Annotated in this window: 22 protein-coding genes; 15 read left to right on the top strand and 7 right to left on the bottom strand. The window is 59.2% G+C overall.

What is annotated here, in order from left to right; genetic code table 11:
* The first annotated feature begins 126 nt into the window (after nt 1–126).
* The 9 genes from ACQY8Q_RS12480 (at nt 127) to ACQY8Q_RS12520 (ending at nt 11,972) form a co-directional block, all read left to right on the top strand.
* Nucleotides 127–1,026, top strand: a complete 900-nt coding sequence (locus ACQY8Q_RS12480) for an N-acetylmuramic acid 6-phosphate etherase (protein ID WP_428426863.1) — start codon at nt 127–129, stop codon at nt 1,024–1,026.
* A gap of 53 nt (nt 1,027–1,079) precedes the next feature.
* Entirely contained in the window at nt 1,080–2,339 is a 1,260-nt protein-coding gene (locus ACQY8Q_RS12485; protein WP_428426864.1) for an ABC transporter substrate-binding protein, read from the top strand.
* Between the two features lie 338 nt (nt 2,340–2,677).
* A complete protein-coding gene (locus ACQY8Q_RS12490) occupies nt 2,678–3,628 on the top strand; it encodes a carbohydrate ABC transporter permease (RefSeq protein ID WP_428426865.1) in 951 nt (316 codons plus the stop codon).
* A gap of 12 nt (nt 3,629–3,640) precedes the next feature.
* The gene (locus ACQY8Q_RS12495; protein WP_428426866.1) at nt 3,641–4,480 is read left to right on the top strand and encodes a carbohydrate ABC transporter permease; all 840 of its coding nucleotides are present in this window, start codon (nt 3,641–3,643) and stop codon (nt 4,478–4,480) included.
* Entirely contained in the window at nt 4,480–5,535 is a 1,056-nt protein-coding gene (locus ACQY8Q_RS12500) for a Gfo/Idh/MocA family protein (protein WP_428426867.1), read from the top strand. The genes ACQY8Q_RS12495 and ACQY8Q_RS12500 overlap by 1 nt, the downstream gene beginning before the upstream one ends.
* A gap of 73 nt (nt 5,536–5,608) precedes the next feature.
* Entirely contained in the window at nt 5,609–6,610 is a 1,002-nt protein-coding gene (locus ACQY8Q_RS12505) for an ABC transporter ATP-binding protein (RefSeq protein WP_428426868.1), read from the top strand.
* A gap of 237 nt (nt 6,611–6,847) precedes the next feature.
* The gene (locus tag ACQY8Q_RS12510; RefSeq protein ID WP_428426869.1) at nt 6,848–8,137 is read left to right on the top strand and encodes an efflux RND transporter periplasmic adaptor subunit; all 1,290 of its coding nucleotides are present in this window, start codon (nt 6,848–6,850) and stop codon (nt 8,135–8,137) included.
* Between the two features lie 11 nt (nt 8,138–8,148).
* Nucleotides 8,149–11,286: a multidrug efflux RND transporter permease subunit gene (locus ACQY8Q_RS12515; protein ID WP_428426870.1), complete on the top strand. Its 3,138-nt coding sequence runs from the start codon at nt 8,149–8,151 to the stop codon at nt 11,284–11,286.
* 50 nt (nt 11,287–11,336) lie between these two features.
* A complete protein-coding gene (locus ACQY8Q_RS12520) occupies nt 11,337–11,972 on the top strand; it encodes a TetR family transcriptional regulator (protein WP_428426871.1) in 636 nt (211 codons plus the stop codon).
* 61 nt (nt 11,973–12,033) lie between these two features.
* On the opposite strand, the gene ACQY8Q_RS12525 is transcribed toward ACQY8Q_RS12520, so the two are convergent.
* Nucleotides 12,034–12,807: an SDR family oxidoreductase gene (locus tag ACQY8Q_RS12525; RefSeq protein WP_428426872.1), complete on the bottom strand. Its 774-nt coding sequence runs from the start codon at nt 12,805–12,807 to the stop codon at nt 12,034–12,036.
* Nucleotides 12,808–12,943: 136 nt separating this feature from the next.
* Between ACQY8Q_RS12525 and ACQY8Q_RS12530 the strand changes: the two genes are divergently transcribed.
* Nucleotides 12,944–13,846, top strand: a complete 903-nt coding sequence (locus ACQY8Q_RS12530; protein WP_428426873.1) for a LysR family transcriptional regulator — start codon at nt 12,944–12,946, stop codon at nt 13,844–13,846.
* Between the two features lie 13 nt (nt 13,847–13,859).
* Here ACQY8Q_RS12530 and polA read toward each other — a convergent pair whose 3' ends face one another.
* From polA to ACQY8Q_RS12550, 4 genes are all read right to left on the bottom strand, one after another.
* Nucleotides 13,860–16,886: a DNA polymerase I gene (gene polA, locus ACQY8Q_RS12535; RefSeq protein WP_428426874.1), complete on the bottom strand. Its 3,027-nt coding sequence runs from the start codon at nt 16,884–16,886 to the stop codon at nt 13,860–13,862.
* A 161-nt stretch (nt 16,887–17,047) separates the two neighbouring features.
* Nucleotides 17,048–17,737 (bottom strand): hydrolase, encoded by a 690-nt coding sequence (locus ACQY8Q_RS12540; RefSeq protein WP_113245549.1) that lies wholly within the window; start codon nt 17,735–17,737, stop codon nt 17,048–17,050.
* A 44-nt stretch (nt 17,738–17,781) separates the two neighbouring features.
* Entirely contained in the window at nt 17,782–18,423 is a 642-nt protein-coding gene (locus ACQY8Q_RS12545; protein WP_428426875.1) for a hydrolase, read from the bottom strand.
* A gap of 124 nt (nt 18,424–18,547) precedes the next feature.
* Nucleotides 18,548–19,414 carry a pirin family protein gene (locus ACQY8Q_RS12550; protein WP_428426876.1) on the bottom strand — a complete coding sequence of 289 codons (867 nt, stop codon included), beginning with the start codon at nt 19,412–19,414 and terminating at the stop codon, nt 18,548–18,550.
* Between the two features lie 139 nt (nt 19,415–19,553).
* Here ACQY8Q_RS12550 and ACQY8Q_RS12555 point away from each other — a divergent pair, with 139 nt between their 5' ends.
* The 5 genes from ACQY8Q_RS12555 (at nt 19,554) to ACQY8Q_RS12575 (ending at nt 25,928) form a co-directional block, all read left to right on the top strand.
* Complete coding sequence (locus ACQY8Q_RS12555; RefSeq protein ID WP_428426877.1) at nt 19,554–20,498, top strand: LysR family transcriptional regulator; 945 nt, start codon at nt 19,554–19,556, stop codon at nt 20,496–20,498.
* 298 nt (nt 20,499–20,796) lie between these two features.
* Entirely contained in the window at nt 20,797–22,470 is a 1,674-nt protein-coding gene (gene aspT / locus ACQY8Q_RS12560; RefSeq protein ID WP_428426878.1) for an aspartate-alanine antiporter, read from the top strand.
* 466 nt (nt 22,471–22,936) lie between these two features.
* Nucleotides 22,937–23,368 (top strand): MarR family winged helix-turn-helix transcriptional regulator, encoded by a 432-nt coding sequence (locus tag ACQY8Q_RS12565; protein ID WP_428426879.1) that lies wholly within the window; start codon nt 22,937–22,939, stop codon nt 23,366–23,368.
* 106 nt (nt 23,369–23,474) lie between these two features.
* Nucleotides 23,475–24,863: a M20/M25/M40 family metallo-hydrolase gene (locus ACQY8Q_RS12570; RefSeq protein WP_428426880.1), complete on the top strand. Its 1,389-nt coding sequence runs from the start codon at nt 23,475–23,477 to the stop codon at nt 24,861–24,863.
* A gap of 102 nt (nt 24,864–24,965) precedes the next feature.
* A complete protein-coding gene (locus tag ACQY8Q_RS12575) occupies nt 24,966–25,928 on the top strand; it encodes a lysylphosphatidylglycerol synthase domain-containing protein (RefSeq protein ID WP_428426881.1) in 963 nt (320 codons plus the stop codon).
* 12 nt (nt 25,929–25,940) lie between these two features.
* Here ACQY8Q_RS12575 and ACQY8Q_RS12580 read toward each other — a convergent pair whose 3' ends face one another.
* Together ACQY8Q_RS12580 and ACQY8Q_RS12585 are read right to left on the bottom strand one after the other, a co-directional pair.
* The gene (locus tag ACQY8Q_RS12580) at nt 25,941–26,426 is read right to left on the bottom strand and encodes a hypothetical protein (protein WP_428426882.1); all 486 of its coding nucleotides are present in this window, start codon (nt 26,424–26,426) and stop codon (nt 25,941–25,943) included.
* A gap of 243 nt (nt 26,427–26,669) precedes the next feature.
* Complete coding sequence (locus ACQY8Q_RS12585; RefSeq protein WP_056338617.1) at nt 26,670–26,879, bottom strand: cold-shock protein; 210 nt, start codon at nt 26,877–26,879, stop codon at nt 26,670–26,672.
* Between the last annotated feature and the right edge of the window lie 41 nt (nt 26,880–26,920).

The following is a 26,920-nucleotide window of genomic DNA, read 5'->3' on the forward strand; positions in this document are numbered from 1 at the left end:
ATCGATTAACATTCTGAAATATATAAATTATTTTCGAAATTCGAAATTTTCTTCAACCAGAACTTAATTTTTCCTAGACAATTGGTATTTTTTTGGCATTAATTTGGGGAGAGGGAGATTGAGCGCATGCCGTCAGTGAAAACCGAGGAGCGTCACGACAAGGCGATGGGACTGGATGTGAAGCATCCGGCGCTTGCGCTGCGTTTGCTTGCGTCTGGCCAGCAGGCTGCGGCGAAGGTTGTTGATTCTGCTATCGAGTCCATTGCGGCTGCCGCGCAGATTGCTGCCGAAGCACTCGCCGGCGGCGGGCGCCTCGCCTATGCCGGTGCCGGTAGTTCGGGCCTGATGGCGATGACCGACGCGCTGGAATTGCCCGGTACCTATGGAATTGCGCTCGACAAGGTCGTGGTGCTTCTCGCCGGCGGTGCCGCGAGCCTCACGGATCTTGCTGGTGGCTATGAGGACGATATGGAGCTGGCGCGCAAGGATGTGCGCGATGCCGGTATAGGTGCCGGCGATTGTCTGATCTCGGTATCGGCAAGCGGCTCGACACCCTATGCGCTGGCTGCGGCCGATGAAGCCCGTGAACGCGGTGCCCGGGTTATCGCCATGGCGAACAATCCCGGTGCTGTGCTTTTTCAGAATGCCGAAGTCGCCATTCTGTTGCAGACGCCGCCCGAAGTTATCTCCGGATCGACCCGCATGGGTGCAGCCACGGCGCAGAAGATCGCCTTCAACATGTTTTCCACGCTTGTCGGCATTCAACTCGGCCATGTCTACGACGGACATATGGTCAATCTGAAAGCTGACAATGCGAAACTTCGTGGCCGTGCCATTCGCATTGTTTCCGATATTGCCGGGATCGGCGCCACGGAAGCTGGCCGCCATCTCACCACATCATCGGGTTCGGTAAAGATCGCCATTCTTCTTAGCTCTGGGGCAAAAGATGTGGCGGCTGCGGAAGCAGCACTGACCGAAGCTGGTCAAAACTTGCGCCGCGCGCTGTCTGCTATCGCGGCACATTGAGTCCAAGGGTTTTAAAACCGCGCCAAAAATGGCGCACAATGAGGGAGAACGTAATGACCCGCACTACCTTGAAAGGCTTGCTGCTTGCGTCCAGCATTCTCGGCTCCGCCGGGCTGGCGCATGCAGAAGATGTCACGCTGACGATCGAAAGCTGGCGCAACGACGACCTGACCATCTGGCAGGAAAAGCTGATCCCAGCTTTCGAGGCCAAGAACCCGGGCATCAAGGTCGTCTTCGCCCCGACCGCGCCGACCGAGTATAACGCAGCGCTGAATGCCAAGCTCGATGCTGGTTCCGCTGGTGACCTCGTCACATGCCGTCCGTTCGATGCCTCGCTCGAACTTTACAACAAGAAGCACCTGGCTGACCTGACGGGTCTCGCCGGCATGGAGAACTTCTCGCCGGTCGCCAAGTCCGCCTGGACGACGGACGATGGCTCGGCCGCTTTCTGCGTCCCGATGGCCTCGGTTATCCACGGCTTCATCTACAACAAGGATGCCTTCGACAAGCTCGGCATCGCGATCCCGGCAACGGAAGCCGAATTCTTCGCGGCCCTCGACAAGATCAAGGCTGACGGCACCTACATCCCGCTCGCAATGGGCACGAAGGATCTCTGGGAAGCTGCCACCATGGGCTACCAGAACATCGGCCCGACCTACTGGAAGGGTGAAGAAGGCCGCGCCGCTCTGATCAAGGGCGAGCAGAAGCTGACCGACGCCGATTGGGTCGAGCCCTACAAGGTTCTTGCCAAGTGGAAGGATTACCTCGGCGACGGTTTCGAAGCCCAGACATATCCGGACAGCCAGAACCTGTTCACGCTCGGCCGCGCCGCCATCTACCCGGCTGGCTCGTGGGAAATCGGCCTGTTCAACACGCAGGCCCAGTTCAAGATGGGTGCTTTCCCGCCGCCGGTTAAGGCTGCAGGCGACGCTTGCTACATCTCCGACCACAACGACATCGGCGTTGGCCTGAATGCCAAGAGCGCACACCCGGAAGAAGCCAAGAAGCTTCTCACCTGGATCGCTTCTCCGGAATTCGCCGATATCTATGCCAACTCGCTGCCAGGCTTCTTCAGCCTGAACTCGACACCGGTAAAGATGGCTGACCCGCTCGCACAGGAATTCGTTTCCTGGCGCGAAAAGTGCAAGCCGACCATCCGCTCGACCTACCAGATCCTGTCGCGTGGCACTCCGAACCTCGAGAACGAGACCTGGGTCGAATCGGCCAACGTCATCAACGGTACGGATACGCCGGAAGTTGCTGCCGAAAAGCTGCAGAAGGGCCTCGACAGCTGGTACAAGCCTGCCAAGTAAATCGGGTCTGCAATCAGGATCGAGGCGCAACTGCTCCTCGTCCTGAACCGTCCCAATCGGGAGGGGATTGCTAGAACCTGCCACTTGTCCCTTCTCCCCGTTTGCGGGGAGAAGGTGCCCCTTTCTTTCAAGTAGGGTGGGCAGATGAGGGGCAATGAAAATGCCGGACGTTCTGATGCGAAAAAGCAAGGCGTCCAGCCTAAAACATGTAATCTGAAATCACATCCAGCCAGCGCCTTCGGGCTTGCTGGTGATGGCATGCGCGGCGGGGACCGGCAGCGCAGGCCTTGCCGCATATCGCGGCCATTGACGAAAAACGGGTCGGAGCGGCAGAAGCCATGAGCAGCGCCATATCGTCTGAGGACAGCATACAAATTTCGGCGCGGCCGAGACGCTGGCACATCCTTGTTTTCCTGTTGCCAGCCTTCATCGTCTATTCCGCTGTGATGATCCTGCCGCTGATCGAAACGCTGCGCTTGTCGCTGTTCAACACGGTTGACGGCCACTCCACCTTTGTCGGCCTTGCCAACTTTCAGATCTTGTTCGGAGACGAGCGCTGGGCCGCCGATTTCTGGCGGGCGCTGAAGAACAATTTCATCTTCTTCGCCATCCATATGCTGGTACAGAATCCGCTCGGCATTTTGCTCGCCGCCATGCTGTCGATCCCCAAGCTCCGGCTTGCCACCTTCTATCGCACGGCAATTTTCATGCCGACGATCCTGTCCTTCGTCATCGTCGGTTTCATCTGGAAACTGATCCTGTCGCCGATCTGGGGCATTACACCGTTCTTCATGGACCTTGTCGGACTGAAGGCTTTCTTCGGACCCTGGCTCGGCAAGCCTGGCTCGGCTCTAATCACGGTCTCGCTGATCTCCGTCTGGCAGAATGTCGGCATTCCGATGATGCTGATCTATGCCGCGCTTCTCAGTATCCCGGACGAAGTGATTGAAGCCGCCGAATGCGACGGTATCACCGGCCGGAGCCAGTTCTGGAAGATCAAGCTGCCTCTGATCCTGCCCGCGATCGGTATGGTCTCGATCCTGACCTTTGTCGGCAACTTCAATGCGTTCGACTTGATCTACACCGTGCAGGGCGCGCTTGCAGGGCCTGATGGGGCGACCGACATTCTTGGCACCTTGCTCTACCGCACCTTCTTCGGCTTCCAGCTGCAGCTCGGTGACCGTTCGATGGGCGCGACCATCGCCACCGTCATGTTCCTGATCATCCTTGCCGGCGTGTCGCTGTATCTCTTCGGCATTCAGCGGCGCGTTCGCCGCTACCAGTTCTAAGGGGAACGGATCATGTCAAAAGCACGCATCTCGCCGTTGCGCTCCGGCTTCGTTCACCTGGCACTCGCTGGCTATACCGTCATCGCGCTGTTTCCGGTCGTCCTGACGATCATGAATTCGCTGAAAGACAAGAGCGCGATCTTCCGCACGCCGCTGGCTTTGCCGACGGCAGAGACGTTCAGCCTGATCGGTTACACGACGGTGCTGAAACAGGGCGATTTCATCGGCTATTTCCAGAACAGCCTGATCGTTACGGTCGTCTCGATCTTCTTTGCGCTGCTGTTCGGCGCCATGGCGGCCTTCGCGCTGTCGGAGTATCGCTTCCGTGGCAATACGCTGCTGGGGCTCTATCTCGCCATCGGCATCATGATCCCGATTCGGCTGGGCACCGTCGCCATCCTGCAGGGCATGGTCGCCGTCGGCCTGGTCAACACACTGACGGCGCTGATCCTCGTCTACACCGCTCAAGGCTTGCCGCTTGCGATCTTCATCCTGTCGGAGTTTATGCGCTCGGTCTCGGATGACCTGAAGAATGCCGGCCGCATCGATGGCCTGTCGGAATATGCGATCTTCTTCCGGCTTGTCCTGCCTCTGGTTCGTCCAGCCATGGCAACCGTTGCCGTCTTCACGATGATCCCGATCTGGAATGACCTCTGGTTCCCTCTGATCCTCGCTCCCGGCGAAGCCACCAAAACTGTCACGCTCGGCTCGCAGGTATTCATCGGCCAGTTCGTTACCAACTGGAACGCTGTTCTCGCAGCCCTGTCGCTGGCGATTTTCCCGGTCCTTATTCTCTACGTCATCTTCTCGCGGCAGCTGATCCGCGGCATTACCGCAGGAGCAGTCAAGTAATGAGCAAACCCGTTCGCGTCCTCGTCGCCGGTCTCGGCAATATGGGCCGCAGCCATGCGCTGGCCTATCACAACAATCCCGGCTTCGAGATCGTCGGCCTCGTCAATCGCTCAAAGCCGGTACTGGCGCCGGAACTTGGCGGCTATACGATCTATCCGGATTTTGCGGCGGCTCTGAAAGAGTTGAAGCCGGATCTCTGCTCCATCTGCACCTATTCCGACAGCCATGCCGACTATGCCGTCATGGCCTTCGAGGCAGGCTGCGACGTCTTCATCGAAAAGCCGCTGGCAACGACGGTGGCCGATGCCGAGCGTGTCGTGGCAGCAGCAAAGAAAGCCGGCAAGAAATTGGTGGTCGGCTATATCCTGCGCCACCATCCGTCCTGGATCAGACTAATCGCAGAGGCCCGCAAGCTCGGCGGCCCTTATGTCTTCCGCATGAACCTTAATCAGCAGTCGAGCGGTCCCACATGGATGACGCACAAGTCGCTGATGGAAACCACGCCACCGATCGTCGATTGCGGCGTGCACTATGTCGATGTCATGTGTCAGATCACCGATGCCAAGGCCGTCGAAGTGCGGGGCATGGGGCTGCGCCTGTCGAATGAGATTGCGCCGACAATGTATAACTACGGCCATCTGCAGGTGCTCTACGAAGATGGTTCGCTCGGCTGGTACGAAGCCGCCTGGGGGCCGATGATTTCGGAGACCGCCTTCTTCGTGAAGGATGTGATGTCGCCCAATGGTTCGGTTTCGATCGTCATGGATCCGAATGCCAAGTCCGATGATATCGACACGCACACGAAGACTGCCGTCATTCGCGTTCACAAGGCCGAAACCGGTGCCGATGGGAAGTTCGTTCACAAGGACGAAGACCTGAAGATGGATGGCGAGCCGGGACACCAGGAACTCTGTGATCTCGAACAAGCCTATGTACTGAAAGCCATCACCGAAAACATCAATCTCGAACGACACATGGATGATGCCGTCCAGTCGCTGCGCATCTGCCTTGCGGCCGATGAGAGCGTGCGGACCGGCCAACCGGTAAAACTATAACGAAGCATGTCCCGTTCCGCTGCCTGTCAGCGGGACGAAAGGCATATGCGACAACGAAAAAAGGGCGCCTCACGTGGGATCACTTCAACTGAAATCCATCCGCAAGGCCTTCGGCAATCACGAAGTTCTCAAGGGCATCGACCTCGAAGTGAAGGATGGCGAGTTCGTCATCTTCGTCGGGCCATCCGGCTGCGGCAAGTCGACCCTTTTGCGCGTCATCGCCGGTCTTGAAGACGCGACCTCCGGCAGCGTCCAGATCGATGGGCAGGAAGTGGTCAACACGCCACCCGCCAAGCGTGGCATCGCCATGGTGTTCCAGTCCTACGCGCTCTACCCGCACCTGACGGTGAAGGACAATATGGGCCTTGGCCTGAAGCAGATGGGCGCGCCGAAGGCAGAGGTCGATGCCAAGGTTGCCAAGGCATCCGGCATGCTGTCGCTGGAGCCTTACCTTGCCCGCCGCCCGGCCGAACTGTCCGGCGGCCAGCGCCAGCGCGTCGCCATCGGCCGCGCCATCGTGCGCGAACCAAAACTGTTCCTGTTCGATGAGCCGCTGTCCAATCTCGATGCAGCCCTGCGCGTCAACACGCGTCTCGAGATCGCCCGGCTGCATCGCAGCCTGAAGGCAACGATGATCTATGTGACGCATGATCAGGTCGAGGCGATGACGCTTGCCGACAAGATTGTCGTCCTCAATGCCGGCCAGATCGAACAGATCGGTTCGCCGATGGAGCTTTACAACAAGCCGGCAAACACCTTCGTCGCCGGTTTCATTGGATCGCCGCAGATGAACCTCATCGAAGCCAGCAAGCTTGGCGATGCACAGGCCAAAACTGTAGGCATCCGGCCGGAACACATCACGCTCTCGCGCGACAATGGCGACTGGAAGGCCAAGGTCATCCATGTCGAGCATCTTGGCGCCGACACGATCCTCTATCTGGAAACCGAGGTCACCGGCTTGCTGACGGTTCGCCTGTTCGGTGAGCACAAATACGACGTCGATGACATTGTCTATGCGAGCCCGGACAAGGCTGCGATGCATCGCTTTGGCGCCGACGACCGGGTTTTACGCTGATCCTGAAACGGAATTGTATCCGAACGTTGACGAAAGTTGTCGTTCGGTAACGTTTCATTGTGCGCTGCATCATCGGCTTGCGCTGCCTCCGGTTTTAACATACGTATCTGTTTGTATAATTGATGCGTCGGTTGTTCTATCCCGGAAATCCTTCGTATCACATTGATTTTCATGAACTTCCAGCAGCAGCTGATCTCTTTGAAAAAAGACGATCGGCCGTGCGGCTGGACTTTGCGTATGGAACCAAAGATGCGGATGAACCGACCGATATTGGCTGCAACAGCGGCTGCCCTGATGATTATTTCAGGATGCCAGAAGGAAGACAGCGAGAAGCAGGCGGCTCCGTCCTACCCGCCGCCGCAGGTCTCGGTGATCACAACGAAGACTGAATCTCTGCCGATCACCAACGATCTGCCAGGGCGTATCGCTGCGACCCGCATCTCGGAAGTGCGCCCACGCGCCACCGGCATCGTCATCGAGCGGGTGTTCGAGCAGGGCTCGCATGTGAACGCCGGCGACGTGCTTTACCGGATCGATCCAGCCTCCTTCCAGGTGCAGGTCGAAAGTGCGGAAGGTACGCTGCGCCGCGCCAAAGCCGTTCAGCTGCAGGCCAAGCAGGCGGCTGATCGCCAGGAGCAGTTGAAGAAGTCCGGTGTTGCCACCGGCCAAACCTACGATGATGCGATCGCACAGTTGGCGCAGGCCGATGCCGATGTAGCGATTGCAGAGGCGGGCCTCGCGAGCGCCCAGCTCAATCTGCAATATACCAATGTGACGGCCCCGATCAGCGGCCGTATCGGCCGTGCGCTGATTACCGAAGGTGCGCTGGTCAGCGCTAATGGCTCGGAAAATCTGGCGACGATCCAGCAGCTCGATCCTGTCTACGCCGACTTTACCCAGTCCGCGACCGACCTTATCCGCCTGCGCAAGGCGCTGCAGGATGGCGCGTTGGCCGGCGACAAGAACGAAGCCAAGGTCAATCTGCTCATGGATGACGGCAGCGCCTATCCGCATGCCGGAAAGCTGCTGTTCTCGGAAGCAGCCGTCGATGAGACGACTGGCCAGGTAACGTTACGTGGCGAATTCCCCAATCCGGACGGCGATCTCTTGCCTGGCATGTACGTCCGCGTACTGGTCGAGCAGGGCGTCGAAAAGAATGCCATCGCCGTGCCGACCCAGGCCGTGCAGCGCGATACGTCGGGCAATGCGCAGGTCTATGTGGTCAAGGACGACAAGACGGCCGAACTGCGCACCGTGTCTGCCGGTCACGTTCTTGGCGATCGGTGGATCATCCGCGACGGCCTGAAGGCCGGTGAGAAGGTCATTGTCGAAGGTTTCCAGAAGGTTCGCCCAGGTGCACCCGTTGAACCGACGGACTGGAAGCCTGCCGATGCCAAGCCCGCAGCCGAAGCGCAGTCTGCCGATGCAAAACCGGCGGACGCGAAGCCTGCTGCTGAAAAGACGGGTACGGACGGCGCTGCCGCCAAGCCAGCGGAAGACGCCAAGCCCGCCGAACAGGCGAAGTGAGGATCTGATCCATGCCTAGTTTCTTTATCGACCGGCCGATCTTTGCCTGGGTCGTCGCGCTTTTCATCATGATCTCCGGTATCATCGCGTTGCCGCTGCTGCCGATTTCGCAGTATCCGAACGTTGCGCCGCCACAGATCTCCATCAACACCAGCTATCCCGGCGCGTCGTCGGAAGAGACCTATCAGAGTGTGACGCGGCTCATCGAGAATGAGCTGAACGGCATCGAGGGCATGCAGTACTTCTCGTCCACGTCCAGCGCCGCCGGTAGTGTATCGATCAACGTGACCTTCGCTCCGGGCACTGATTCCGGCGATGCGTCGATCGACGTTCAGAACCGCGTTCGCCGCGTCGAGGCTCGACTGCCCGATTCCGTGCGCCAACAGGGCATCGAGGTCGAAGAGGCCGGCTCCGGCTTCCTGATGATCCTCGCGCTCACGTCCACAGACGGGTCCATGGATGCGGTCTCGCTGGGCGACTACCTCAGCCGCAACGTTCTCAACGAAATCCAGCGTGTCGAAGGCGTCGGCCGGGCACAGATGTTTGCCACCGAGCGCGCCATGCGTATCTGGCTCGATCCGGACAAGATGCGTGGCCTCAACCTGACGGCCGGCGACATCAATACGGCAATCGCCGCACAGAATGCCCAGGTCGCATCCGGCAGCATCGGCGCCCAGCCAAATCCGATCACCCAGCAGATCAGTGCCCCTGTCCTCATCAAGGGCCAGCTCACGTCTGCTGAAGAGTTCGGGGCGATTATCCTGCGGGCCAATGTTAACGGCTCCGCCGTCCGCCTGCGCGATGTCGCACGCATTGAGATCGGCGGTCAGGATTATAGCTTCTCGACACGCCTGAACGGCAAGCCGTCCGCCGCTATCGGCGTACAGCTGACGCCGACGGGTAATGCACTTGCCACCTCCACGGCCATCAAGGCACGCATGGACGAACTAGCCACCTTCTTCCCGCCAGGCGTGGAGTACTCCATTCCTTACGATACATCGCCGTTCGTGGCGATCTCGATCGAAAAGGTTCTCCATACGCTGCTCGAAGCTGTGGCGCTGGTGTTCCTGGTGATGTTCCTGTTCCTGCAGAACATCCGCTACACCATCATTCCGACGCTTGTCGTGCCTGTCGCGCTGTTGGGCACCTGTGCGGCCATGCTTGCCATGGGTTTCTCGATCAACGTGCTGACAATGTTCGGGATGGTGCTCGCCATCGGTATTCTCGTCGACGATGCGATCATCGTCGTCGAGAACGTCGAACGCATCATGTCCGAGGAAGGGCTGACGCCGAAGGAAGCAACCCGCAAGGCAATGAAGCAGATTACCGGTGCCGTTATCGGCATCACGCTGGTTCTGTCCGCCGTGTTCATTCCGATGGCTTTCTTCCCCGGCGCCGTTGGCGTCATCTACCAGCAGTTCTCGCTGACCATGGTGGTTTCCATCCTGTTCTCGGCATTGCTCGCTCTGACGCTGACGCCGGCACTGTGCGCCAGCTTCCTCAAGCAGGTTCCAAAGGGTCATCATCACACCAAGCGCGGCTTCTTCGGCCTGTTCAACCGTGGCTTCGACAAAGCCTCGCACGGTTATAGCGGCTGGGTTGCCAGCATGGTGACGCGCACAGGGCGCTTCATGCTGATCTATGTCGTGCTGCTCGGTGGGCTCGTCTATCTGTTCATGCAGTTGCCGTCCTCCTTCCTTCCGGATGAAGACCAGGGCTTCGTGATCGTCAGCATGCAGCTGCCGTCAGAAGCAACGGGAAACCGCACAACCGAGGTGATCGAACAGACGGAAGCGATCTTCAGCAAGGAACCGGCTGTTGAACGTATCATCGCCATCAGCGGTTTCTCGTTCTCCGGTACCGGTCAGAATGCCGGTCTTGCCTTCGTGACACTGAAGGACTGGTCGGAGCGTGGACCGAACGATGTCGCCTCGGTCATCGCCGGCCGGGCATCGGGCGCCATGTCCCAGATCAAGGATGCGATCAGCTTTGCGCTGTCGCCACCACCGATCCAGGGTCTCGGTACCTCCAACGGCTTCGAGTTCCGTCTGCAGGATCGTGGCGGACAGGGGGCTGCAGCACTTGCAGCAGCGCGTGACCAGCTCCTGACGCTTGCGTCGCAAAGCAAGGTCATCTCGGGCGTTCGTGTTGACGGCCTGCCGGATGCGGCACAGGTCAACCTCCTTATCGACCGTGAAAAGGCCAATACATTCGGTGTTGCCTTCGCTGATATCAACTCGACGATCTCGACCAATCTCGGTTCGTCCTATGTCAACGACTTCCCGAATGCCGGACGTCTGCAGCGTGTGACGGTGCAGGCTGACGAGAACAGGCGTATGCAGACGGCCGACCTTCTGAAGCTCAATGTTCGCAACTCAAATGGCGGCATGGTGCCGTTGTCCGCCTTCGCCAGCATCGAGTGGACAAGCGGCCCAACCCAGACGGTCGGCTATAATGGCTATCCGTCTGTGCCGATCAGCGGCCAGGCCAATGCCGGCTATTCCTCTGGTGAGGCGATTGCCGAGATGGAAAGTCTCTTTGCGCAGCTTCCGCCAGGCTTCGGCTATGAGTGGACGGGTCAGTCACGGGAAGAAATCGCATCGGGCACCCAGGCACCGCTTCTTGTGGCGCTGTCATGCCTGCTGATCTTCCTGTGCCTTGCCGCTCTCTATGAAAGCTGGAGCATTCCGGTCTCCGTGATGATGGTGGTGCCGCTCGGCGTCATCGGCGCAGTTCTGGCCGTGACCCTGCGCGACATGCCAAACGACGTGTACTTCAAGGTCGGCCTGATCGCGATCATTGGGCTATCGGCGAAGAACGCCATCCTGATCATCGAGTTCGCCAAGGAACAGATGGAGGCAGGAAAACCGTTGCTGGATGCCACTATTGAGGCGGCGCATCTGCGCTTCCGCCCGATCCTGATGACCTCGCTGGCCTTCACGCTGGGCGTGCTGCCGCTGGCGATTGCCACGGGTGCGAGCTCGGGCAGCCAGCGTGCCATCGGTACCGGCGTCATGGGTGGCATGATCTCGGCGACGGTGCTGGCGATCTTCTTTGTTCCCGTCTTCTTCGTGTTCGTCATGAAGTTGTTCCGGAGAACGACGTTGAAGCCGATCGGTGCCGAAACAGCCGTTACGCCGGCAGAATAATGGAAGCGGCCCGCCGTCAAGGCGGGCCTTTTCCAGGGTGAGGAGGCGTCATGCGCAGAACAAAAGCCGAAGCGGAAGAGACCCGCAGCAGCATTCTGAGCGCAGCAGAGCGGGTTTTCTTCGAGAAAGGCGTGTCGACCGCGTCGCTCGACGATGTCGCCAAGGCCGCCGGCGTAACGCGCGGCGCCATCTACTGGCATTTTTCCAACAAGACCGATCTTTTCCTCGAGCTCTACAATACCGTCAACTTGCCGCTGGAAGATATGATCGCCCGGGATATCGAGCAGCCGGGCGCCAATGTACTCTGTTATCTGGAGAAGTCGGCCGGAGACTGGCTCGACGACCTGGCGGCCGACGAGCATCGCCAGCGTATCTTCACCATTCTCCTGCGCTGCGCCTATAGCGACGACCTGCTGCCGGTTCTGGAAAAGCAGCAGGAGGTCGATGACCGGCATACAGTCATGCTCGACAGTGCCTTTGACCGTGCCCGGAGCGAAGGTTTTCTCAACGGAAATTGGACACCGCAATCCGCGACCAAGGCATTGCGCTGGATGATGGAAGGCCTTTGCTACGAATGGCTGCTGTTCGGCCGCCGCTTCGATCTGGCAACGGAAGGCAAGGAAGGGCTGAAACGCCTGTTCGACAGCTTTCGTCAGATTTCGAACGTCGTCACAATAACCACATAGGTCAATTTCCAGACGCGCCACTCCAGCCGGTGCCTTGCCGCCGGCTGGAGTGAACACGATATCATTTTGTCGTGTAGCCGCCGTTGACCAGAATGGTCTGGCCGGTCATCCACCAACCTTCCGAGACCATGAAGCGAATGTAGGGAACAATGTCCTGGATGTCAGTGAGGCCGGTCTTGGAGAAATTAGACAATGCCGCCGCTGATCTATGATAGGCAACCGCGTCTTCGCCCTCGGCCGGGTAGAAGAATGGCGTGTCCATCGGGCCTGGTCCGATGGCGGTGACGGAAATCCCGCGCGCACCAAACTCCTTCGAAGCTGCGCGGGTGAAATGTTCGACCGGCGCTTTGGTGCCGGCGTAGGCCGCATAGAAGGGGGTGAAGGCTCCCAGCAGCGACGTCACAAGCGTGCAGATCTTGCCGTTGTCGTTGAGGTGCTTGCCTGCTTCCTTGAGAAAGAAAAAGGCGGACTTGGCGTTGATGGCGCTCATCTCGTCATATTCTGTCTCCGAAATCTCGGCGATCGGCTTTTTCAGTACTTTGCCGACCGTATTGATGGCGATGTCCGGACGCCCTATGGCAGCGGTGGCATCAGCGAATAGTTTCTCCATCGCCGTCGCTGTTGTCAGGTCCCTCTGGAAGGCGAAGGCCTCGGCACCGGCCGCTCTTACGGCAGCCAAGGTTTTCTCCGCTTCGGCCTTCGTCCCCTCGCTATTATAGTGAATTGCGATGGCTTTGGCGCCGTGTTGCGCGAGATCGCGCGCTATGAGCCCACCAAGATTTTTTGCACCGCCTGCAATGATGACGGTTTTGCCCTTGATGCTGTGATCTGTCATGCGTCGGTCTCCTGTCCTGATGTGCGGCTGCGTCTACAGTTGCTGTCTGGCTTGAAGGATATCGTCTTGGAACTGTAGATAAAGGTGGTTATTCTGACATCATTTGTCAGAAATGATGGACAATGGGAGATCTGCCTTGGACCGTATCGACTTGTTCCGCATCTTCGCACGCGTTGTGGAGTGTTCAAGCTTTACTCGGGCAGGTGACACGTTGGGTCTGCCACGCTCCTCAGTCTCGGCGGCTGTGCAGGAACTGGAAAACCGGGTGGGCGCACGCCTCCTTCACCGCACGACGCGCAAGGTGGCGCCGACCCAGGACGGTGCTGCGTTCTACGAACGCTGCGTGCGCCTCATCGATGATGTGGCAGAAACGGAAAGCCTTTTCCGGCGGACGGAGGCACAGCTTTCGGGAGTTCTCAGGGTCGATGTGCCTGGCCGCATCGGGCGCCTGATCCTCGCTCCAGCGTTGCCCGATTTCCTTGAGCGCTTTCCGCAAATCAACATCGATCTCGGTGTTACCGACAGGGCCGTCAACCTCATCGAGGGCAGTATCGACTGCGTGTTGCGCGTCGGGCCGTTGATCGATTCCGGATTGATTGCCCGCCCCATTGGAGAGTTGGCGCTGATCAATGTGGCGAGCACCGCCTACCTGGAACGCAATGGTATTCCCGAAAAGCCGGCTGATCTCAGCAGGCATTACGTCGTGAACTATGCGTCGCCTTCAAGCGGGCGCCTCGAGGATTGGGAATGGGTGGAGAATGGTGCCCTGCGTAGCAGGCCGATGCAGGGCCGCGTCAGTGTCAACGGTGCCGAGGCCTACATTGCCTGCTGCCTTGCCGGGCTCGGCCTGATCCACATTCCGGCCTATGACGTCCAACACCACCTCGACGCCGGTGAACTCGTCGAGGTGATGCCGGATTATCGGGCTGCACCCATGCCGATGACGTTGCTCTACCCGCACCGCCAGCATCTCTCCCGCCGCCTTCAGGTTTTCGCCGACTGGCTTGAAGCGCTGCTGAAGCGGAAGCTCTTGTCCTGACGTTCTGCGCGCGTCAGTGTGCCTCATCCCAGTTATGGGCAGCCCGTGCATCGACCTTCAGCGGCACCCTCATGTCGAGCGCCGGCATGGCCGCGTTTTCCATGACTGAGACGACCAGCGGGATGGTCCGCTCGACATCGGCATCCTCGACCTCGAAGATCAATTCGTCATGCACCTGCAGCAGCATGCGGGCGCGCTGCGACAGGCCAGCCTGTTCCAACGCGGGCTCCATCTTCACCATTGCGCGGCGGATGATATCGGCGGCCGAACCCTGGATCGGCGCGTTGATCGCCGCGCGTTCGTTGAAGGCACGGTGCGAGGGATTGGACGAGCGGATGTCCGGATAGTGCGCCCGGCGGCCGAAGATGGTTTCGACATAGCCGTTTTCGCGGGCAAAAGCCTTGGTGCTTTCCATGTAGTCGCGGATGCCGGGGAAGCGCTCGAAGTATTTCTTGATGTAGTCGCCGGCTTCCGAGCGTTCGATCGACAGCTGGTTGGCAAGGCCGAAGGCGGAGATGCCGTAGATGATGCCGAAGTTGATTGCCTTGGCCCGGCGTCGGATTTCGCTCGGCATGCCTTCGACCGGCACGCCGAACATTTCTGATGCCGTCATCGCATGAATGTCGATGCCATCGGAGAAGGCCTGTTTCAGCTGCGGAATCTCGGCGACATGGGCAAGTACGCGCAGTTCGATCTGGCTGTAGTCGGCCGAAACCAGCTTGTGCCCCGGCGTCGAGATGAACGCCGTACGGATCTTGCGGCCCTCAGTGGTGCGCACCGGAATGTTCTGCAGATTCGGCTCGGAAGAGGAGAGGCGTCCCGTGGTTGTGGCGGCCAGCGCATAGGAGGTGTGGACGCGCTTTGTCTCCGGGTGCACGAAGCCGGGCAGGGCGTCGGTATAGGTGGACTTGAGCTTGGTCAGCTGCCGCCAGTCGACGATCTTGCGCGGCAGTTCGTGGCCTTCCAGGGCAAGTTCTTCAAGCACCTGCGCCGAGGTCGACCACTGCCCGGTCTTGGTCTTGGCGCCGCCGGGCAGGCCAAGGCGGCCGAACAGGATATCGCCCAGCTGTTTCGGCGAACCAATATTGAAGCTTTCGCCGACCAGCCCATAGATTTCGTGTTCGAGACCGGCGGCACCCTGCGCCAGCTCGCCCGACAGCCGCGACAGGATCTGCCGGTCGATGGTGATGCCACGTTCTTCCATGCGGGCCAGCACCGGCACCAGCGGCCGCTCCAGCCGCTCATAGACGGTATTGAGGTTCTTGGCGGCCAGACGCGGCTTCAGCACCTGCCAGAGCCTCAGCGTCACGTCGGCATCTTCTGCCGCGTAGGCGGTCGCCTTGTCGATATCGACATAATCGAAGGTGACGGCAGATTTGCCGCTGCCGGCAACGTCCTTGTAAGGGATCGGCTGATGGTTGAGCCATTTTTCCGACAGCGAATCCATTCCGTGCGTACCGGCGCCGGCATCAACCACATAGGACATCAGCATCGTGTCGTCGAAGCCGACAATACTGACGCCGTGGCGCTTCATCACCAGGTAATCATATTTGAGATTCTGGGCGATCTTCAGAACCGATGGATCCTCGAGCAGGTCTTTCAAACGCTCTAATGCGGCTGCGGCCGGGATCTGGTCCGGCGCAAGCTTGACGCCATCGCTGAACAGGTCATTGCCGCCGGTCTTGTGGAGCAGCGGCACATAGGCAGCGCGGATATCGATGCCGGACGGGTTCTTGCTGTTGTCGGCAATGGCCAGCGAGAAACCGACGAGCTCCGCCTGCATCGCATCGAGCGACGTGGTCTCGGTGTCGAAGGCGACAATGCCGGTCTCGCGGGCAGCCGCAATCCAGGCGTCGAGCGTCGCCAAATCTCGAATAGCCACATAGGTGCTGCGGTCGATCTTGGCCGCTGCAAAAAGTTCTGCGCGGGCCTGCGCCAGAGCCTGCGGTGTCGCAGCCAGCGGGCTGCCGTCCGGGATGGCGCCAAGCGATGTCGCGGCCTCGGCCGCACTTCCGGCCGCCGATGATTTCGCAGACGATAAGGCCGATGGAGAAGACGGCGAGGCGAGGTCGCCCTTGTCGAGATCGGGTCCACGCGCCTGCGCACCCCATTCGACCGGAACGGCCGCTGGATCGACTGCATCCGCATCCGTATCGGTCGCAGCCGCGACGCGGCGGGTCAGCGTGGTGAATTCCATGGTCTTCAGGAAGGCGACGAGTTTGGGTCCGTCCTGCGCATGCAGCTCGAAATCGTCCAGCGGTACATCGATCGGCGTGTCGGTCTTCAGCGTCACCAATTGCCGCGAAAGCTTGGCAAGCTCGGTATTGGCGATGATGTTTTCGCGGCGCTTCTGCTGCTTGATTTCGCCGGCGCGGGCAAGCAGCGTGTCGAGATCGCCGAATTCTTCCAGCAACTGGGCTGCCGTCTTCGGGCCGATGCCGGGAATGCCGGGAACATTGTCGGTGCTGTCGCCGGTCAAAGCCTGCAGGTCGATCATCTTTTCCGGCGGCACGCCCCATTTCTCGATCACTTCCGCGATCGAGATCTGTTTGTCCTTCATGCTGTCGTACATCGACACATTGGCGGTGACGAGCTGCATCAGGTCCTTGTCGGACGAGATGATCGTGACATCAGCACCCGTTGCCTCCGCCATCCGGGCGTAGGTGGCGATCAGGTCGTCGGCCTCAAAACCTTCCTTCTCGATACAGGGCAGGTTGAAGGCGCGTGTCGCATGGCGGATCAGTCCGAACTGCGGGATCAGATCTTCCGGCGGCGCGGTGCGGTTTGCCTTGTACTGGTCGTAGAGTTCGTTGCGGAAGGTCTTCGACGAATAGTCGAAAATCACCGCGAAATGGGTCGGTGTCACCCCGACGGAGGTGTCGCGCGCATCGGTCAAAAGCTTCCACAGCATGTTGCAGAAACCGGAGACGGCATTGACCGGCAGGCCATCCGATTTACGGTTGAGCGGCGGGATGGCGTGGAACGCCCGGAAAATGAACCCGGAGCCGTCGACGAGGAAGAGATGATCACCTTTTTTCATGGCGACAAGGGATAGCGCGGGCCGCGATGGCCGTCCATATCATTCCGGAGCGGTGCGGAATTTTACGCCGCTGCTTGAAGTTTTACGTAGAAATTGCGTGGCAGATGACAATCGTTCAAAGGCGCGCGACAGGGTATTGCACCTTGCCGCGCGTCTTTCGGTTAGCCGCGCTGGGAGTCGAGCTGCTCGTGATCAGTCACGACCTGTTGAGCCCTGGCATAGCTTTCGATCAGCAGCTGATAGGCCGGGAAGATCTTGGTGTAGATCTCAGCCCAATCCTGCGCATCGGCGCGGTGCCAGGTCTTCTGCAGTTCGGAGGCCACCGCAGCCATGTCCATCGGTACGACACCGGCCTGGACGATACGTGCGAGCGTGATCTCCTCGGCCATTTTCGAATAGGTGCCAGATGCGTCGATCACCGCAAACACCTTGTAGCCGTCATGCACGGCGGCGATTGCCGGAAAGGCCATGCAGACGCTGGTGATGGTGCCCGCAATGATCAGTGTCTTGCGGCCCGTCGCCTTCACGGCCGCGACAAAATCGGCATTGTCCCAGGCGTTGATCTCGCCTTTGCGGGCGATATAGGTCGCGTGCGGGGCATTGGCGTGGATTTCGGGGATCAACGGGCCGTTCGGACCTTGCGGTACGGAAGCGGTGGTGATCACCGGCATCTTGCAGAGTGTGGCCATCTTGGCCAGCGCAGCAGCGTGGTTGCGTAGAACCGGCATCGGCATGTCGCCGATGGTCTGGAAGAGGCCGCTCTGGTGGTCGATCAACAGCATCACTGCGTCATCTGCATCGATCACCGGTTTCTGGCCGTTGAAGTTTGCGATGGTATTTGGCGTTGTCATGGAAATGTCCTTTCGGGGATGTGAGGTGGGTTCACGCGCAGCGTTTAGTCGGCCTTGTCGTATGAAAACTGGATGCCGGCGGTTCCTCCGGTTTCGATGAACAGGTTCATGAAGGCGGGCACGGTGGCAGAGCGTTGCCAGTCGCGCTGCAGCTCGCAGAACAACTGGGGCACGCTGATCATCTGGCCGCCCGCCTGCTCGATGCGGCGAAGAGCGGCTTCATGCGCTGCGACCGATGTGCCGCCGACGGCATCGATCGGAACATAGACTTCGTAACCTTCTTTAAGCGCATCGAGCGCCGGGAATGTCAGGCAGGCTTCGGTCCAAAGTGCGGTCATGATCAGCTTTTTGCGGCCGGTCTTTTCGACGGCCTGTCTGAATTCCACATCCTCCCACGAGTTGATGGTGGTGCGGTCATAGGTCGGATAATCGCGCAGGACCTTGCTGACTTGCGAGATCGGCGGCTTGTTGAGGCCGGTCTTGACGTTGACGGTCGAGTGCACGATCGGCAGACCGTAGGCCACTGCGGCCTTGGCTGCACCGGCAATGTTGTTGACGAGCAGTTGCCGGTCCATGGAGGCGATCGAGTTCACCTGCACCGGTTGATAATCGATGATGATGAAGGCGGAATTCTGCGGTGTAAGCAGGTGATCACCTGCGGGATCGCGGATCGTTTCGCTGGTCATGGCGTGTTTCCTTCCGTTCAAAGCTCGCTTGATGATGTGAAGGCTTTGCCTTCATCGCCCGGGGTGCGAGCAGTTTTCCCCAAGGGGCGAAAATGGTATCGGGCTTAGGTCGTAGAGATCGGCATTATGCTGCACTGATCGCGCCGAAGCGGCCGCTGCGGAAATCGGTCATCGCCTGTCTGATCTCATCGGCGGTGTTCATCACGAACGGCCCCTGCATGACGACGGGCTCGTCGATCGGCGTGCCGCCCAGGATCAGGACGGATGCGTCGCTTGATGCTTCCAGCATTATGTCGCCGCCCGTTCTGTCCAAGAGGACAAATTGAGCTTCTCCGGCGGTCGCGTCATTGATGGCGACCGTGCCCTTCAGCACGACAACAGCGGCAGTATATCCCTCTGGCAGAGACAATGAAGCACCTCGGCCTTTGTGTAGCCGCACGTCCCAGAGATCGATCGGCGTGAAGGTCTGCGCCGGCCCGCGGTGACCGTCATAGCTGCCGGCAATCACTCGGAGAGAGCCGGCATTGCCAGGCAATTCCACCGAAGGAATGTCGCGGTTGAGCAGGCTCTGATATCGCGGTGCGGCATTCTTGTCCTTGGCCGGCAGGTTGACCCAGAGCTGCACCATCTCCAGTGTCCCGCCCTTGCTGGTGAAGGCCTGCGAGTGGAACTCTTCGTGCAGGATACCGGCGGCGGCCGTCATCCACTGCACGTCACCCGGCCCGATGATGCCGCCGCTACCGGTCGAATCCCGATGCTCGACTTCGCCGCGATAGACGATGGTCACGGTCTCAAATCCGCGGTGCGGATGGATCCCGACACCACGCGGCGTGGTCGCAGGTGCGAATTCTGCAGGACCGGCATAATCCAGCAGCAGGAACGGGCTGACATGGTCACCATGCGTGGCATGTGAAAACAGCGAGCGCACCGGAAATCCGTCTCCGACCCAATGCGGTGCGGGATTGCTGTAAACCCCGAGAACCTTTCTCATGATCTTTCTCCTTGTCGCCTTGCCTTTGAGGCAGTGTTTGGCGAAACATTGTGTTGAGGAGAAAATACTGCTGCGCCAATGATGGCAGTAGACTGGCAATTCGGGTTACTCTGTCCTGAAAATAGGACAATGAAAATCCATGCAGGACCTCAACGACCTCCGGTTTTTTGTCGATGTGATCGAACAGGGTGGCTTTGCCGCCGCCGCTCGAAAGCTCGGCGTGCCCAGATCAAAACTCAGCCGGCGCATCATCCAGCTGGAAGAGCGCCTCGGCGTTCGGCTGATTCAGCGCTCGACGCGGCAGTTCGCGGTGACCGAGATCGGCCGCGAATACTACCGTCATTGCCTCGCCATGACGGTAGAGGCTGATGCGGCGCAAGAGGTGATCGACCGCACGCGATCCGAGCCGCAGGGCATTGTGCGCATCAGTTGCCCTTCGTCGGTGATCTATTTTCAGCTCGGCGAGATGATTGCCCGTTTCATGGCCAAATATCCCAAAGTGGAGGTCCTGCTCGAAAGTACCAACCGGCGGGTCGATGTGATCCGCGAAGGTTTCGATCTCGCTATCCGTGTGCGTTTTCCACCGCTCGACGACAGCGATCTGGTGATCCGCAAATTGGCGGATAGCACCCAGCGTCTGGTTGCTAGCCCGGCTCTTTTGCAAGGGTTGTCCCGCGCCGCCGTTCCTGCCGATCTTGCCATGCTGCCGAGTCTTGCCTGGGAACCGGCGAAACCCGAGCACGATTGGTGTCTCGATGGTCCAAACGGCGCATCAGCCACCGTCCGGCACAGTCCGCGCTTTGTCACCGAGGATATGATTGCCCTGCGCTTTGCAGCGCTTCGCGGCGTCGGCGTCTGCCAGTTTCCGACATTCATGATCAGGGAAGACGTGCAGGCAGGCAGACTGGTGGATATCCTTCCCGATTGGGCTCCAAGGACGGGCATCATTCACGCCGCCTTTCCATCAAGGCGGGGACTGCTTCCCTCGGTACGTGCGCTTCTGGATTTCCTTGCGGATGAATATTCCAGCGTCGATCGATTGGAGGGTTCGAACGAACAGCTGCCTTCCGTCGAAAATGATTGATGGCGGCTGCCTATTGTTGAAGAGGCGGTTTCGTCAGCCTGACGGCAGTTTCTTAAGCAGTCGCGTAAAATTCCCCACCACTCCGGAATGAGATATGGACGGCCATTGCAACCCGCGCTATCCCTTGTCTTCATGGAAAAAGGTGGCTCGCCTTAACCGGAGGGCCTGGAGGCGTAGGCCCGAGACGTCTCTGCGCTAGAATTTAAGCCGTGCCGGCCCCGACCAGTTAATAGCTTAGCTTTTCAGTTTTGATCGCATGTCCCCTGTTCAATCCCGCTCACAAGCACCGGATCTGTTCATGTCGTTCCTCACCGATCCCATCATCGCCCTGTTCCTGTCGCTCTCGTTTGGTTTTCTGATTGGCAAACTGCGGGTTGGCCCGATCCAGCTTGGAGGCACCTGCGGAACACTGTTTGTTGCCTTGGCAATCGGCCAATTCGGGGTGCGGGTCGATCCTGATCTGAAGAACGCAGCCTTCGCCCTTTTCATTTATGCACTTGGCTTCTCGGCGGGACCGCAGTTTTTCACCAACATCCGCGGCGGATGGCGCTACGGTATTTTCTCAATCATCGAAGTTGTCTGTGTCCTCGCGCTCCTGGCCATCGCGGTGCTTCTCTTTCATTTCGACGTCGGTACGGCGTCGGGGCTTTTTGCAGGAGCCGCGACAGAATCCGCTGTTGTTGGCACGGCATCAGAGGCGATTGGCCGCCTTGCTCTTTCCACGCCGGAGATCGAGCAACTGCAGGCCAATATCGCAACGGCCTACAGCCTCACCTATCTGTTCGGGCTGATCGCAATCGTGGTTTTCACAACGCAGATTGCCCCGTTGTTGCTGAAGATCGATCTGCGGAAGGAAGCGCATGAACTCGCGCGCAAACTGGGGTCGACCGATGACGATGAGGAGCAGGCGGAGGGCCTCCCAGCCTTCGTCGGCCGCGCATATCGCGCTGGAGGTGCTGCGGGTCAGACAGTCGGTGATTTTGAGAAAAGCCGGGGATGGGCCATTGCCATCGAACGCCTGCAGCGCAATGGAGATATTCTTGAAACCACCCCAGACCTTCTGCTGCAGCCCGACGACATCGTGTTCGTCCGGGGCCGCCGCAACGCGGTGATTGCCGTGCGCGATCGGTTGGGTGACGAAGTGCCCGTTCCGCAAGGAACAAACTTTGCGCTCGCAACCCGCGACGTCGTCTTGGTGCGAAAGGACGTTTTCGGTCGTCAGATCCGGCAACTGAGGCAAATGGCCTCGGCCGAATTGCAGCGTGGCATATTCATCTCCCATGTTCGGCGCATGGGGCAGAACATCCCGGCACTGTCCGGTACGGTTTTGCAGCACGGGGATATCGTTACCCTTTACGGCCCGGAGCATGCCATCGAGCGTGCCGCGCGCGAACTCGGTAAACCCGTACCTCCCGGCGAGCGTACCGATTTCATATTCCTCGGTCTAGGTCTCGCACTCGGGCTGGTGATCGGGCATTTCCATCTTAAGATTGGTGCGCTTGAGCTGGGGCTCGGTGCCGGCGGCGGCGCGCTGATTTCCGGGCTTGTCTTCGGGTGGCTGAATATGCGCAATCCGACGCGTGGCGGTCTGCCACCCGCCGCGGCCGAGTTTGCCAAGGACTTTGGCCTCGCCACATTCATCGCAGCGATAGGCCTCAGTGCCGGTCCTGACGCCATCACTCTCATTATGGAATACGGCCTGATCCTGCCTGTTCTCGGAGTGCTGGTTTCATTTCTTCCGGCTCTCGTTTCGCTGTTTGTTGGCACGAAGTTGATGAAGATCGAAGCGCCGATCCTTCTCGGCGTGATCGCCGGGCAGCATTGCAGCACCCCAACCATCAGTGCGCTCGTCTCCCAGGCTGGAAACTCAACGCCCGTGATCGGCTATACGGTCACATATGCGATCTCCAACGTTCTACTGCCGCTGATGGGGCCGGTCGTGGTGGGGCTGGTCATGGCGCTGACAGGTTAGAGCCCGGCTGATCGGCTTCTAACAGTTGCCATCCGGCGAGAAAAACAAACGGCGGGGAGGTGTCATTTCCGTCCGCGAAACCATCGTTTCAAGCGGGGAACGATTTCCCGAAGTTCAATGTTGAGGGCCCTCACAGGAACGTTACCAATTTGTAATGCGCCGGGTCGGGCGAGTCCCTTGAAAAGCCACATTTGGGACCACAAATGATAACCAACGGCACCTGAACACGCCGTCGTCTGGTCAAAGGCCTGTCCCCCGCCGAAGCCAGATGTAAGGACAAAGGCCTATCCCCCCTCTCCGGGCCTTTGTCCAATTCATAACAAAAACCGCCGTGGCCCCGCCTCCGCCATGGCGGTTTTTGTTTGTACGTCCGGCAGACGTCAAATCAGCGTGAAAACGTCATACCTGCCGGTCCATCGCCCGCAATGTAACTTGTGTTCCAGCTTGGGGAGAGGTACCCATAGACATGGCCTTCGACCGTATGGATTCAGCAACATACCTGTCCAGCCTTCTGGCGAAAAGTTTCTCCCGCGCCTTGCAGGAGCGAGGCCAGAAACTCGGCTTTGCACCCGGCCAGTTTCCCGTTCTCCTGGAATTATGGAGCGAAGAGGGGTTGACCCAGAAGCAGTTGCTTGACCGCCTCGATATCGAGCAGGCAACGATGGCCAATACTCTGGCTCGGATGGAGCGGGACGGATTGGTCCTGCGGAAAAAGCATCCGACCGACAGGCGCGCACAGCAGATTTTCCTGACCGCCAAGGCCAAGGACATGGAGGGGGAGGCGAAAGAGGCAGCACTTGCCGCCGATCAATCCCTGCTGTCGGGTTTTCGCCATTTCGAGCGGGAACTCATGCTCGAATATATGCGCATGGCGATCGCCAATGGTGCGCAGAACTGACTCTTTTCGCCGTTCCGGCAAGATGATCATCCATCCATCAAAATATTTTGCTTAAAGGGACGCCAATCTTTGTCTAGGTTCCGGCCCGACAACGAAGGATTCGGACATGACAGACACGGCCAGCATTCTCACGCGCGCAGACGACAATCTCCCAAAAAGCCTTGAACGGCTTTTCGATCTGGTCCGTATCCAGTCGATCTCCACCGATCCAGCCTTCAAGGCTGAATGCCGCAAGGCGGCGGAATGGCTGGTCGCCGAGTTGACGAGCCTGGGTTTCGAAGCATCGGTGCGCGATACGCCCGGTCATCCGATGGTGGTTGCCCATCACGCGGCCGGCAAGGCCGGTGCGCCGCACTTACTGTTCTACGGCCATTATGATGTCCAGCCGGTCGATCCGCTCAATCTTTGGGACACAGCCCCGTTCGAACCGTCGATCAAGGTGCTGGACGGTGGCCGCAAGGTCATTACAGGGCGTGGAACGGCTGACGACAAGGGCCAGCTCCTGACCTTCGTCGAGGCCTGCCGCGCTTTCAAGGACGTCAACGGCGCGTTGCCCTGCGAAGTGACTATCCTGTTCGAGGGCGAGGAAGAATCCGGCTCGCCGTCGCTGAAGCCGTTCCTGGAGGCCAACGCCGCCGAGTTGAAGGCTGACTACGCGCTGGTGTGCGATACCAATATGTGGGACCGGGACACGCCGGCGATCTCTGCTGGCCTGCGCGGTCTCGTCGGCGAGGAAATCGTCATCACCGCCGCCGACCGTGATCTGCATTCCGGCTATTTCGGTGGTGCTGCCGCCAATCCGATCCATATCCTGTCGCAGATCCTCGCCGGGCTGCACGACGACACCGGCCGCGTCACATTGGATGGTTTCTATGAAGGCGTTGAGGAAACGCCGACGCAGATCAAGGCCGCCTGGGACACGCTGGGCATGACGACGGAAAAGTTCCTCGGCGAAATCGGTCTTTCGATCCCGTCGGGTGAAAAGGGCCGTTCGGTCATGGAGCTCACCTGGGCCCGGCCGACAGCCGAGGTCAACGGCATCTGGGGTGGCTATACCGGCGAGGGCTTCAAGACAGTGATTGCGGCGCGGGCGTCCGCCAAGGTTTCCTTCCGCCTCGTTGGCGCGCAGAGCCCTGAAAAGATCCGCGATGCGTTCCGCGCCTATGTCACGTCGAAAATCCCGGCCGATTGCTCGGTGGAATTCCACAAGCATGGTGGCTCGCCCGCGATCCAGCTGCCTTACGACTCCGCGCTGCTCAATACGGCAAAATCGGCTCTTTCGGATGAATGGCCAAACCCTGCGGTTCTGATCGGCATGGGCGGCTCGATCCCGATCGTCGGCGATTTCCAGAAGATGCTCGGCATGGAATCGCTGCTGGTGGGCTTTGGTCTGTCGGATGATCGCATCCACTCGCCGAACGAGAAGTACGAGCTCCAGTCCTTCCACAAAGGCATCCGTTCGTGGATCCGGATTCTTGACGCGCTTGCGGCTTAAGCGCCATCGTTAACGGTTAGCACCCTTGACCGGGCCGGTCGGGGGTGTTCTTTTCGTGCAGATGACATTTTGCCAGCTACAGATTTCAAGAATAATCGCCTCATGAAAACAGTACGCAAACTTGCCTGGCCGGTAATCGGGCTCGCCGCGATCGTGTTTTCGCTTTATGGCCTCTATCATGAGCTTCACGGCCTCTCGGCCGCCGATTTCATGGCGAGCCTGGAAGCCGTATCGCTGAAAAGCTGGTTGTTGGCCGGAGCCGCGACGCTGGCCGCCTATGCGGCGCTGGCGGCCTATGATCACCTGGCGCTCGAGCATCTCGGCCATAAAATCTCGCTCTGGTTCATTACCGTGTGTTCCTTCACGGCCTATGCGCTGTCGCATACGGTGGGAGCCTCGGTCTTTTCCGGTGCTGTCGTGCGCTACCGGGCCTATGGATCAAAGGGACTGACGGCCGGAGAGACCGGCATTCTCGTTGCCTTCTGCTCGTTCACATTCGCGCTCGGCACGCTGATGCTTGCAGCCATCGTGCTTTTGGTCGAGCCCGAAATCACCGCCCGTTTTGCCACTTTCCTGCCGATCGGTGCGTCTATCTCTACCGGTCTGATCATTCTGGCGCTGATTGCGCTTTATGTCGTTGGCAGCCTCGTCGGGTTCCGGCCGCTGCATACCCGCTGGTTCCGGTTGGAATATCCGAAGCCCTCATTGGCGCTGCGTCAATTGCTGATCGCTCCCGTCGAATTGATCGCAGCTGCTGGCATCATCTATTTCGCCCTGCCCGAGGCCGGAAATCCCGGTTACATGGTGATCCTCGGAGTGTTTTTGGCCTCGTTCTCAGCAGCGCTTCTCTCCCATGCTCCGGGCGGGCTTGGCGTTCTGGAACTGGTGTTTATCGCTGCCCTGCCGGAAATGGACCCGGCCGGCGTTCTCGCAGGGCTTGCCATCTTCCGCCTATTCTACCTGATCATCCCGTTCCTGATCGCGCTCACCGTCGTGGTGATTTTCGAACGGGGACAATTCTTGGCTGGCCGCCGGGCCGAGACAAGCGAAAAGAACGGCGGCTGAGCCTGTGCCCCTCTATGAGGGCGTATGGCAGACTTTTGGCAGTGCTTTTTCCAGAGGCCCCGCGACCTTTTCAAGCTCGGCGCTTTCGATATGCAGCGGCGCGAACGGCGGCTCCTGAATGGCGGCGTTGACGATACGGGTGATGTAGCAGCCTGCAAAGATCTTCTCTTTGCCGCCTTTCTCCGTCGATTTGATCGCGACAGGAACCGGAGCATAGATACTGCCGGCCGCCCCTTCCTGCGTCACCGAGCCGATCAGGATCTGAACGTCCACCGTCTTCTCGTAACCCTTCACAAACGCTTCGTAGCTATCGACAGGCGCGCTGAAATAGCTGTAGGCGCGGGCGAATTCATGGCGATTGATGGCGTTGTAGAGCGAGCGGACAAGAGCCGGACCATCCGATCGGTCATCGATATACGCTTGATCCTGGGCGCTGGCGTGAAGAGTGGACCCGGCCAGAATGGCAGCCGTCGAAAGGGAAATGAGAAGAGCTTTCATGCACACAACTCCTGTTGTTCACGGGGAGTTTCAATGCGGATGAGGCGATTTGAAGGTGCAACCCGACATTCGCCAAACAAAAACCACGCGGCTTCAAGCCGGGCGCTGGGAAGACATGGCCCAAAAAACAAAAAGGCCGGGAAAACCCGACCTTTCACAACACGCTTCGACACTCCTGCCAGTACATCCGTGGTCAACCGCGGAAGCGCATTTCTCCGGCGCGGATTATCGCGCCAGATTTAATTAAGCAGCCTGCAGGTTGTCTGCAGACATCTTGCCGGACTTGCGGTCCTTGACGAGCTCGAAGCTGATCTTCTGGCCGTCATTGAGGCCACGCATGCCAGCGCGCTCAACAGCAGAAACGTGTACGAAAACGTCCTGGCTGCCGTCGTCCGGCTGGATGAAGCCGAAGCCCTTTGTGGAGTTAAACCATTTTACTGTGCCAGTGGCCATAACGATCCCTTTCTCTAGCAAATTATGTTGAACCGTCCCGC

Source organism: Pararhizobium sp., from assembly GCF_965279435.1.
In the GTDB taxonomy this organism is placed as follows: Bacteria; Pseudomonadota; Alphaproteobacteria; order Rhizobiales; family Rhizobiaceae; genus Pararhizobium.